This window comes from Methylobacterium sp. (assembly GCF_019745455.1).
In the GTDB taxonomy this organism is placed as follows: Bacteria; Pseudomonadota; Alphaproteobacteria; order Rhizobiales; family Beijerinckiaceae; genus Methylobacterium.
In genome coordinates this window covers 1-10954 of sequence record NZ_JAIETD010000112.1, presented here as the reverse complement: position 1 = coordinate 10954, position 10954 = coordinate 1, and the positions used below count along the sequence as shown (strand labels likewise).

Here is a 10954-nt window from a genome sequence, read left to right as displayed (position 1 = left end):
CTCGCTCGGGCACTGGCGTCTCGTTCCGGTCAACCAGAAGGATGGACGTGGCGGACCGGAACCGAAATGGGTCCGGGGCTCGCTGCGACGTTTCGGCTGCCGCCCTCTCCCTACCGAGAGCCTGCCCATGCCCGCGGACGCGGGCATTGCTGTATCTGTGGTCAGCCGGTCTACCGCTTCGGCTGGCACAAGGATCTCTGGAGCGCAGGCATGCCGAACAAAAATGCCAGCTGGCATGCGGCCTGCGTAACGGCCTGGAAGTTATGGGTCACGCCGAGTGAGCAATCAAAGGTTCTCAAAGCACACCAGCGCCACCGCTGCGCCTCGACGGGTAAGCGGCTTCTAAGGACGGCGGAAGTCGATCACCGAATGCCACTGTATCGGGTCTGGCGCGAGCATCGCGGCGATCCTTGGCCGGTCCTTCTCGGTTTCTGGGGCACCCCGAACCTTCAGGTCGTCAACCGCGTCGCACATGTCACGAAGTGCATCGAGGAAGCGCGGGAACGCTCGCAGCTTCGTCGAAGTGCAATGACGGACGATGTTGACTTTTCGACCGAAAGGATCGAGCGCGTTCCTTAGATCGACGGGCGGATTCTCGGCACAAGTGCGATCCGGCTTGGTGGAAGTGCCGCCATCACCATCATCATCTCGCCGACGTTCTCGGGGGTCATCAGCCCGACCAGACGCCCTGTTGCATCGGTGACGCCGACTGCCGGCACCTTCTGCTCCCGCATCAACTTCAGTCCGTCTTCGAGCGCCATGCGATCAAGAACGGTAGGAATGTCAGACCGCATGACCTCCACGACAAGCGTATCGGGTCCCCGCTCCCGAAGCGCACGGATCATGTCGTCACGGGTGAGGACACCGCGCAGCCGTCCAGATGCATCGATGACCGGGAACTCGTGCTGCGTAGTGGCGATGAGGCATCTCACCGCCTGCTCGACGCGGCTGTCGGTCCGCAGGCTCTCGAACCGAGTGATCATCGCGTCTGCCGTGAGCATTCCCCGCGAGACCTGACGCAACTGGGCGTCATGGGCTTCCGAGGCGGCACCCAGGTAGACGAACAGGGCGATGAACAGCAGCAGAGGCTGGCCGCTCAACAACCCCCAGAGGCCGAACAGGAATGCAAGGCCTTGGCCGACGCGCGCAGCGATTTGAGTGCCGCACGTATATCCCAGGCGGGATGCAAGGAGTGCCCGCAATACGCGTCCGCCGTCCATGGGAAAGGCAGGAATCAGGTTGAAGGCTACGAGGAAGAGGTTCACCCAAAGCAGGCGCTCCATGAGGCCGACACTCGGGTTGGCCACTTCCGTCCCAGTTGGCGGCATCAGTTCGCCCAGGATCAGATAGAGCATGCCGGCGATAGCGACGTTCACAGCTGGCCCAGCCAGTGCAATCACAAACTCCTGGAATGGCTCCTCGGGCACTCGCTCGAGGCGGGCGACGCCGCCGATCGGCAGGAGCGTGATATCGGGGGTCTGTACGCCGTAGCGCCTGGCAGCGAAGACGTGGCCGAACTCATGCAGGAGAACGCAGAGAAACAGCAGGACGATGTAGAGGATGCTCTGGAGGGCTACGGCTTGGCCGCCTCTCGCATAGGCGGTGGCACCGATGAAGGCCAGGAAGACCAGGAAGGTGACGTGAACTCGGACGACGGTGCCGAACACCGTGCCGATCGGAAGCGACCAACCCATCCGCCTCAACCTCCTTCATGCTATCTGGTCCGATCGCTTGAAGCCTTGCCTTTTCGTACGCCGAGCAAGGCGGCCACTCGTACGCTACTTCGCGACGCCGCTCGTTCGCCCTGGGGAGGGTCTCACGGCAGGCGCGATGACCAATTACTGACCGGTCTTGCCGAGAGGCTGAGTGGCCCCCGTGCCGGGTGCGCCGCTACCGGTCGGATCACCGCTTGATCCGGTGTCGTTGCCGCCTGAATTGCCGCTACCGCCGCGCTGACCGACAGTTGAGCTCCTGTCGATACTGGTCCCCTGACCCGTAGTCGAGCTTCTGCTGCCGGGATTGTTGCCGCCAATACCGTGGTCCGGGGGCTGCGATGTCATTCCGGAGCCCGCGCTTTTTGCGCCGGGTGCTGGCATTGTCTTTACTCCAGGAGCATCGTTCGGATTCGCAAGGGCGCCTCCGGTGTTCATCGCGAGGACTGCAGCGATCCCGAGCCATATGACCAAATGTTTTGTACCCATGCTGAAGCCCTGGTGGTGACATTTCACGAGAAGTTATGGCGGAAACCGGCGGGACATCGGAGCTGTTCCTGGTAGCGTCGTCGCACAGGGCGCCCTCTGTCCTTCGCCGCTTTCCGCCGCACAGGAGCTATCGTCACGAGCAGCAGTGACAGCTCTGATTGGCCGCCGGCCGAGATTTTTGATTGTGCGATAGATCTGGGCTTGATGTCGTGGCTCCGGTAGACCCGGTAGATGTGTGAGCTTCCCGCCTAAGGCGAGATTCAAAAGGCTAACGCGATCCTTGCAGTGAGATTTTAAGGAACGATTGACTGATAAATTCAAGATATTCGGTGAGGCTCTAGCCTGAATTGATGAAGGTGATAATCCGCGAGGCACCGTTGGCACATATAACGCGGCGGTCGAATTTCGTGACCGTGTTAAAATCTTCGGCGACCAAGGAGATTTCATTGAATAATATGTGTTTATCGGCAGTCAGCTTGGCTCATTTTATCTTGTGATTACCGAAATCTGTTCCTGAAAGCTGCGAACCAACCCACACGACTCGGCCGTCGTCGCTTCGCAAGCGGGCGTCTCCTGACGCATTCTGAAGGATCCCTGCGGCGATCTGAGAGGCTTGACGCTTTGCATCGTCGAGCGACGAGGCGGACAGCGAGACGCAGTCGGTCATCGTCCTGCGCCTGGGACATGCACGCTGACCAACAACTCAAACATCGGCATCAGGCGGGGGCTGCGGGATTGCCTCGGCAAGTTCCGCGTCAATGGCTCTGCGGACCGCATGCGCGGTTTGGCGCGGCATCACGAGGGCAATAGGCGCTGCGTCTGCCGATTGGAGGTGCAGCACGATTGTGTCGCCTCCATCAATCGTCTCCGCGCGTACAAGCGTCCGCATCGACAAGACTGCGGGCTTTCTATCGTCATTATCCATTGATCCCCACGCGCTCGCCTCACGCGGCGTACAGCAAGTATGTTACTCCCTTCAGGTAGCAAGTCACCCTCGCTTTGGGAAGCAGGTACCGTCATCCGTTCGGTCGGAGCAGAACGTCGTCAGGCTCGTCTAAGGCGAGGAGTTGCACCCGGATGCGGCTCTTTCCAACCGCCCTACTCACCTCGATCCGGTGAAGGCTGAGCACGGCCCGTCCCGCGCTCGTCTGCTGATCTCGCTCCGGACCTGGCTCCTCCGATCCCAACCGATCTTCTCAATCACCCCAAGATGAAGCAGGACGGTCAAGTCATGAGACACTCTGACTACTGCGTCAGCACCGTATCGGCCGAGCTTGGGCCGACGCCGGGGCGGCACGGGAATATTGGTGGCCCCGTAGCGTGCTTTCACAATCAGATCGGGGCCTTCATAGAGGTTGATCTGACGCGCGATGATGACCTTGTAAGCCGACTGGTCGGCAACTGGCGTCTTCGAATCGACGATGAGCCGCCCAACAGGCAAGTAGATCGTGCCCAGGCGGGTCCGCGCATCGTTGCTGATGATGCGATGATCGCGCTGGCCAAGAAGGTCGCAGGGCGCGCGCGGTGCGAGACCCTTACCGCCGCTGGGCAGCGAAAGCGGCAGATTGTTGAGGACACTCCGCTCTTCAGAAAAGAGTAGTCCGGACATTGGGCCGTCTTTAGGCGCGGTGAGGCTGATGACGACGTCTTCGTCGAAGATTAGGCCGGCGCGGATGCCCATGAAGTAGAAACCGACGTTGGTCCCGGTGAACGACGATGCCTTGTCGACCACGAGCGGCCCGTTCTTCATGATGTAGACACCAGGCTGAAGGGTCACCCTGGCGCCCTTGGTGATGTGCAAGCCGCCGCAATACGTGCTTAGTTCGAGGATTGCCGTTGTGCTTACAGCGTTGACGCCGTAAAGTGAGCTGTCGATTCCCGCGATCAGCATTTTAGGATTGAGGTGATGCGGGGCGTTCTTGCTGGCACCGTCTCTTGGTCCGACACGCCCGCGAGCGGGTCCTCCAGGACCGGGCAATCGGTGGCTGAGTTGGGTACTTCGATCTCGCTTGCGGGCACCATCGAGTTGGGAGACGGCTCCGATGGCGGCGCGATTTCCGGCCTCAAGATCGTGGCCATCGACGGCGGTCAAGCTGTTACCAACTTGTTCGGCGTACAAGTTAAGGGAGTAGCCCTTTTCAATAAAACGTCAGCGTCGGAAAAACACGTCTATGTCAGTTGTATAACTAAAACCGAACGCGAATAAGATCGATATTGCCAATAAAATCTTTATTATGCAATAATTTACAGAATCTTCGATTCTTGATCTAGATGTGACCGGCGCCACTGATGCTAATATCAATGTGACAGGCAATGCTTTTGGTCCTTCGCCGGAACCGACATATCTAGAAGTCGAAATATTCGACGCCGCGGGTGCAGAAGTCGCATTGACTGGATAAACCGGATTAGATGTAGGAGATGTGGTGTTCGATACCTACTAGCGACTGACGCTAGCCAAGCAATCTATTCCACCCTAAGGGGCAACTGTGCCAGCCTTCGGGCTGGCTCTTCTTTTTGTTTCGACAAAGACTCGTTGGCTGCAGCGCATCCGCGTAGGCCGCTACGCTCCCGGTCGAGCTTTGAAGTCTCATCGTGAGGCTGAGTCTTTCCGAGCATCGTGGGCAGCCTCGATCATCAATGCGTCGGCAATGGCCGAAAAAGAGCGGGGTATTTCTCGTACTCTCCTGCAGGATGCGTGCATGCTCGTCGAAGCGACCAAACTTCATTCTGACGGCTCCGCGACTGTGGAACACGAGATGTCCCAAGTCGCGTAGCGGGACATGAGGCTATCCTGCTGGCGAAGCCGGTGAAGGCGTGGGCAATCCGTAGAAAGAGCCGGTGCCCATTGCCTGCGTTATAGTTCTTCTCGCGCTGGTCACTATGGTACTGACGCTGGGTGCATGGACCGTCTTCGGAAGGCGCGAGAGGCTTGTAGTAGCTGGATGCAGCGCTGTTATGACGGCGGTGTTCTATCTCGGACACCGTCTCGACTTCATGAAGTGACCGACAACGTCCGCCCTCATACGAGATCGCCACTGACGATGAAATCGCTTGAGGATACGCCGCTTTGAACACAGCCACCTGCGTCGTGCATCGCAGGCTGCGCACTTCAGCCTTCGTCGGCCACTTGCGCGTCTGCTGAAGGCGGGTTCGCGCCGTCACCGTGGCTTCTCGATCCGTACGGTCCTGAGCATCAGAAGCGTTGACGTGCGTTGACCGCTTGTTGGCCGACACGACTGAAGAAAGGGAAACTAAGCGGTAACCCTCGTTCGCTAGGCCACCTCAGTTATCCACCTAGGAGCTAAGACCGCGATGTTGACGAAACAGCATATTGCCGCGGAATTGACGCGCATGTCGAAGGTGCAGATCAGCGACATCACCCGGGCGATCAAGGACAGCCAGAAAGTCATCGCTCTGAACGAAGTCACTGACCTTGGGCTCCGCCTGAACCTTCTGGCTGACGCGATCGTGACCAAACCTGCGGCCGCAGCAATGGCGATGCCGGATAGGGAGCGCATGTTGGAGCCGACGCAGGGCGCGAACTGAACCTAGCAGCTAGGTCCCGCGAGGGGGGCTCGCCTGAAGCGCATCAGATTCGGCCCATCCGACGTGCGGTTGCTCCAATAAACTGCAAATCTTCACTTCTAAAATGCTGGCCCAAGTCGCCATGATCTACTGCTAACAGTCCCGACGAATTCTTATAGCGAGCCACGTTGCGTATGGTTTCCGCCATGTCTCGCGGCAGATGCGTTCGATTACCGATGAGATGTCAGGTAGCGGGGCTCGCACCTGCGGCTACTTTGGCGAAGCCGGTAAGTGAGGGTCCAGACAAATGGCTCGGCGAATGGTTAACCAGTCTTGAGGCGGGCGCCGAGCCTGCCGCCCTACCAATTCGACACGAGGAATCAAATTCGCGTGGCCACAGAAGTAGGGGCCGGACGCGTAACGCTCGGGGCATGCTCTACATTGACCGGGTAGAGAGCAGCGTATGGATAACGGCGCCCCGCCCTAACGCGAGGTCACGATCGACGATCAGATGCTTCTGATCGTCCCCAAATTAGTACGGCCGGTAAGATATCTAACCCCATTTCCGAGCGCCACTGCAAATTGTCGCAATCTCAGTGAGGTAAGAAATATAAGCTGAACGCGGTAGATCGGAAGGGGACATCGTCGGAATTTAGCAACATTTTTCAAATGCTGAGATTCTCCGCCTGCCGACACCCCTAATTCATTCGCGCTGTATTTCGAAAGATATCGCTATGTGTAAAAATCTGGAATGTGAGCTTGTTTTTTGTGGCCTGCGAGCCCGAGGAGGCCGACATCACTATTTGCCTCGATGTCCGGCTGTACATGTTTTATTGAGGAATTCTCGTGGAAAGGACTAATCTCCCTCAAGTCAAGATTGCCAGTCTTATCGCCCCTAAGCGCTGTCGAGTTAGGATGGCTCTCGAGACTGCTCTTAAGCGAAGGCCGCCCACTCTCCACACGCGGAGGTGATGCCGTCTGAATAGGGAAATTTGTATACGTGGCAAAGGGCTCCGAAACTGATCCTGCTCCATTCGGAAACTGCTCGGGTTGGGTATCATGGGGAGTGACGATGGACGCCGCCCCATGCCCTTTCTTTCCGCTTTCATGCTCGGCAGTAGCTTGGGAATGCTTCGCATTGGTCGAAAAGCCCTCGGCGCCTCGGTTATCTCTCGAGGATGGCTGATCCCCTGCATTTTTGGTTTTATGATCACTCGCATCAGCCCAGGGCGCGGGACCGTCCGAAGTATCCACACCTCGGCTTTGATCTGACAGATTCATCGAATCATCATTCGTGCGACTCTGATGCACACTGGGCTTCGAGCCGGCGTTTTTATCTCCGGGCGTGTCGAACGCTTGCGTTCGGATGGATGCCTCTGCCGCGGAGCTTAATGGGGAAACAGCCTCATCAGCGCTCCTGCGATTTAAGCTACGTTGATCCGAGTCTCGGCTATCGTTCGACCTCACAACGCTATCGCTAGTATTCGAAGTCGTACTAGATGCAGGAGATGTGTCTTCAGAGTTAGAGGAGCCCCCGGTACGATCCGCTGATTTCTCGGCATCGCTCTTCAGGTGGCTCTGATTGGGATAGGACCCAATGTCTGCCTCATTCTTGTCGCGTGATTTAGAGGATTCCGACGGGATAGACGTTTCTTCGGACGAGGCCGATCGAGGAACAGCTGCTCGAGTCACCTCGTACTCAACGTCACGACTTCCCGAGCTTTCTGTTTTTTCTGCCCCGGCGTGGCTGTCGGCATGACGAAGATCCTTGCTTAGGCTCTTGCTGCTAGCCGGCGAAAGATTGGTCTCGCTCTTGGAGTCTTCATGTCGTTGAACCTGCTCGTCAATTGAATCGGAATGATCAGGCCAGTCCGCATTTTTCGATCTCGGGCTCAAGACCTCTGAGTTTCGATTGATCGAGTCTTGATCTTTGACGAGTTCCTGCCGGCCCTCGAAGCGGGTTGTCTTTTCTTCAATTCGATCCCATTTTAAACTAGACGTCGTGCTTAAATAAGAAAGCGCCGATACGGGCAGTTGTGGATCGCTGTCATATTTAAATTGTTGCCCTCTGCCTTCAATAATTTCATTTAGCGTGTTAAAAATCTCTGCTTCAATCTTGCTGCTTGCCGAGACGGCGGTGCTCAATGCTTCATCGTGCATAGGATCTACAGATGACGTGCCTAGAAGAGCAATCAACCATGCCCCAGGATCGCCGCTTGGTTCCATATCACGGCTACTCAGCGGTCCGGGCCAATGTCCATCCAGCAGAAACTTAAAATCAGACTCGTTGAGTGCAGCCTCCACCCCATTTCGTTCAAAGGTGACCGTCGACACTTGCACGGGCGCCAATGCTTTTTCGTACGCATTTGCCCCGACCACTGAATCTAAACTTGAGGTGAACAGTGCGCTTTGTCTCTGCGCCTGTCCATCAATGCTTGCCGTCGTCGTGTGCAGCGACCGATCATCTGTCGTCACGCCGGGTGATGCTTGAAGCGCCTGTCCAGTCAGAACGTGTTTCAGATCGGCGCCCAAATGGAACTCATCGGTTGCCAGAGCCTCGGCGGCAAAAAGCATTGCTACCAACACGAGCGACTTGATCTGTCTGTGATGATCGTCCTGCTTATCAGACTCGATCGAGCCTCTTTGTTCGGAAAGTCCGCAGGTCCCCGCTGTCCTCGACGCTTGGCTGCCCGGTGTATCTTCAGCAGACGCTTGGGTCGATCCAATGTCCACACTCTCACTGGCGTAGGCATCCTCCGACGAGAGAGTGAAGGCTACTGTTACCACGATCGCCGCCAGCAAGGCAGCTGGGTGAACCGCCAGTCTGGTGCCTGCGCCCGTACGGGCGATTGGCAGAAGGTTTGGGTAACGATCAGCGATCTGGTTCACGAGGGCGCGAAAATCAGGCCCGCGGATCGGACCGTCAAAAACCTCGGAATCGATCAAGTAGAGGCCGTCGATCCTCGCAAAATGGATGATGACGTCGCCGCTAGGGTGGCAGAAGACAAACCACGGCTCAGCCAGGTCGGTCAGGCCCTGCTCGGTGCAGACCTGAAGCCCTGCACGTAAGAGGGCGGCCTCGACACGGTAGAACTCGGCAAGTTCCTGTTGAGACCAGCCATCCTGCGCCGCTACGGCGGACCGGACGAACGACACAACCGATCCCATTCCCACCTTACTCCTGCGACTTGCTTGGCCACTGGCCTCTGGCGGACAGGGTATCAGTGCCCGGGAGCGACGCCTCCCGGGCACCAAGAAGCAGTGAACTCAGGCCATCGATCACGGCACCGACAGCAGCGCAGTCGTCTCTGCCCGCGTCCAATCGGACTCGAAACCGATGCGAGAAAACGCAGGTTCGTGGCGTTTGTATCCATGTTGAGAGGATTTTCTACAAACCACCCGGCAGCCGGGTAAAAGACAGCTGGACACCAGCTGTAAGTGCGATTTATATGAGAATTGCTGTATGGCGCTTCGGCTTCAGGTTAAACAGCTCTCAAAGGCTTTTGTCGACGTGTACGCTCACCACCAGCGCCTGCGCGCCGCGGACGTTCAGGAACTGCGGAAACAGGGTGGCCGCTTTCTCAAGCAGCTACGTGAAGACCGTGGGCTTTCGCAAAAACAACTCGCCGACCTCGTCGGTGCGGAATATTATACTTTCATCTCACAGCTCGAAACTGGACGTGGCCGCATCCCGCCCGATCGCTACGATGCCTGGGCGGAGGCGCTGGGCGTCGACGTGAGGGAGTTCGTCCAAAACCTCATGCGTTTTTACGATCCGCTGACCCATAAAATCCTATTTGGCAACAGCACGGACGTGGCCACTCAATAGTCGAAATTCTGATTTTTTTCCAGGTGAGCAGCGAAGATTACTGACATTCACTCCGATTGCTGACTCTTGGCAATTTACATGACCCTGCTCCGATCTCTACTTCGGTGCTTTAGCAAAATCATTCGTGAATATACACTTGGCCTCGTCAGATGGGCTATCCAGCGCCTTTGGCGACTACCCTCGATCGACCCGTCGGCCCCTGCCCTCGTCGGTTTCCATCGAGCCTAACAGGAAGGCTCGAGCACGGCTGACGCGGCTTTTCACAGTGCCGACTTGGCAGCCCAGAACTTCCGAGGCTTCCTCGTAGGTCATGCCTTGTTCGGCAACGAGGAGGAGGGCATCCCGCTGAGATGCGGGAAGCCGCGTGATGTGGGTCCAGACATCCTGGAGAGTGACCCTGTCGAACTGATCCGGCGGCGCGACCAGTCGCCCTGCTGCCACACCGTCGACGTCCTCCACCTCACGTTTGAGTTTGCGCTGCTCTGTGTAAAAGTGGTTGCGGAGAATCGTGAAGGTCCACGCTTTGAAGTTGCTTCCAGCTTGGAATCGATCCCTCGATTGCCATGCCTTGAGAACCGCCTCTTGAACGAGGTCGTCCGCTCTTCCATTATCAAAGATAATGGATCTTGCGAAACCGCGAAGATCCGGCAGAATAGAGAGTAACTCGTCCCCGAACGTCGCCGTCGATCCTTGATCGTCGTTTGTGTGGCACCTTTCGAGTTGTGCGATAAGCGTGAGAAACCTCTCAGGCGTCGGATCATCTATGGTGGACGCGTAATGAGCCTGAAGCGGCCCCTCCAGGTGCTCGCGCAAGAAACTGCCTGGACGATGCCGAACCGACTTCGCCTTTTTGAGGCCGGCCGCAGGCCGTTGCGATCCGAGGCGCTGGTCATCAAGCAGGCGCAGTGTCATCTTGAGTCAAATCTCCGTGCCTCGCCCGGTACCGACAAAAAGACGGACCTCGCGTCATACAGTAAGTTCGTAATAGAACCTCGCTGTATGCCAATCAAGTGCCTCAGCGGGCTTGCCGGCGAGAGGCGGGTGCGACGGCGCTCGGGTGATGACGGACGGCCAAACCGGTGATTGCGATGGCGTCGCGCACTTCAGCCGGTTCGGCGAGGTGCTGATAAAGCTCGCCGAGAGTCTGCTACGCCATGGAAAGAAAATACCCCGCCGCGGCGAACCGGGCAGGGCTGAAGTGGGGTCAGGCTCACTAGTACCAGTGCAGGCCCCGGCGTCCAGTCAGGAAAAACCTTCAACTGGACAAGGGCGGCTCCAGTGAAATGTGCGGCCTTAACGGTTGATGATTGCGTGCACCTACTCGATCTCTGGATGCTCGCGTCGGCAGATAGGCGCGGACTTCGAAGGTGTCGAACGCTTCCGCCCACGCGCCACTCCA

8 protein-coding genes are annotated in these 10954 nt (G+C 57.5%); 4 read left to right on the top strand and 4 right to left on the bottom strand.

The window, feature by feature from the left end:
* Positions 1–579: hypothetical protein (locus K2Y56_RS20035; protein ID WP_292511691.1), on the top strand; the 579-nt coding region annotated here is incomplete at its 5' end.
* Here K2Y56_RS20035 and K2Y56_RS20030 read toward each other — a convergent pair.
* Both K2Y56_RS20030 and K2Y56_RS20025 read right to left on the bottom strand, forming a co-directional pair.
* Positions 576–1694, bottom strand: coding sequence for a site-2 protease family protein (locus tag K2Y56_RS20030; protein ID WP_292511688.1), 1119 nt, complete (start codon positions 1692–1694; stop codon positions 576–578). The two genes, K2Y56_RS20035 and K2Y56_RS20030, sit on opposite strands and share 4 nt — an antisense overlap.
* A gap of 1609 nt (positions 1695–3303) precedes the next feature.
* On the bottom strand, positions 3304–4092 hold the full coding sequence (locus K2Y56_RS20025) for a hypothetical protein (RefSeq protein WP_292511685.1): 789 nt from the start codon (positions 4090–4092) through the stop codon (positions 3304–3306).
* 15 nt (positions 4093–4107) lie between these two features.
* On the opposite strand from K2Y56_RS20025, the gene K2Y56_RS20020 reads away from it, so the two are divergent.
* Complete coding sequence (locus K2Y56_RS20020) at positions 4108–4407, top strand: hypothetical protein (protein ID WP_292511682.1); 300 nt, start codon at positions 4108–4110, stop codon at positions 4405–4407.
* 1106 nt (positions 4408–5513) lie between these two features.
* On the top strand, positions 5514–5747 hold the full coding sequence (locus K2Y56_RS20015) for a hypothetical protein (RefSeq protein ID WP_292511679.1): 234 nt from the start codon (positions 5514–5516) through the stop codon (positions 5745–5747).
* A 711-nt stretch (positions 5748–6458) separates the two neighbouring features.
* Here K2Y56_RS20015 and K2Y56_RS20010 read toward each other — a convergent pair.
* The gene (locus K2Y56_RS20010; protein ID WP_292511676.1) at positions 6459–8894 is read right to left on the bottom strand and encodes a hypothetical protein; all 2436 of its coding nucleotides are present in this window, start codon (positions 8892–8894) and stop codon (positions 6459–6461) included.
* 343 nt (positions 8895–9237) lie between these two features.
* Here K2Y56_RS20010 and K2Y56_RS20005 point away from each other — a divergent pair, with 343 nt between their 5' ends.
* Positions 9238–9555, top strand: coding sequence for a helix-turn-helix transcriptional regulator (locus K2Y56_RS20005; protein ID WP_292511694.1), 318 nt, complete (start codon positions 9238–9240; stop codon positions 9553–9555).
* A gap of 174 nt (positions 9556–9729) precedes the next feature.
* Here the strand turns inward: K2Y56_RS20005 and K2Y56_RS20000 are convergent, their stop codons facing one another.
* A complete protein-coding gene (locus K2Y56_RS20000) occupies positions 9730–10467 on the bottom strand; it encodes a sigma-70 family RNA polymerase sigma factor (RefSeq protein ID WP_292511673.1) in 738 nt (245 codons plus the stop codon).
* Between the last annotated feature and the right edge of the window lie 487 nt (positions 10468–10954).

What these genes read in the sequence shown, in the direction of transcription:
- K2Y56_RS20030 (WP_292511688.1), bottom strand. Translation starts at nt 1,694, where the DNA reads ATGGGTTGGTCGCTTCCGATCGGCACGGTGTTCGGCACCGTCGTCCGA.
- K2Y56_RS20025 (WP_292511685.1), bottom strand. Translation starts at nt 4,092, where the DNA reads ATGCTGATCGCGGGAATCGACAGCTCACTTTACGGCGTCAACGCTGTA.
- K2Y56_RS20020 (WP_292511682.1), top strand. Translation starts at nt 4,108, where the DNA reads ATGCGGGGCGTTCTTGCTGGCACCGTCTCTTGGTCCGACACGCCCGCG.
- K2Y56_RS20015 (WP_292511679.1), top strand. Translation starts at nt 5,514, where the DNA reads ATGTTGACGAAACAGCATATTGCCGCGGAATTGACGCGCATGTCGAAG.
- K2Y56_RS20010 (WP_292511676.1), bottom strand. Translation starts at nt 8,894, where the DNA reads ATGGGATCGGTTGTGTCGTTCGTCCGGTCCGCCGTAGCGGCGCAGGAT.
- K2Y56_RS20000 (WP_292511673.1), bottom strand. Translation starts at nt 10,467, where the DNA reads ATGACACTGCGCCTGCTTGATGACCAGCGCCTCGGATCGCAACGGCCT.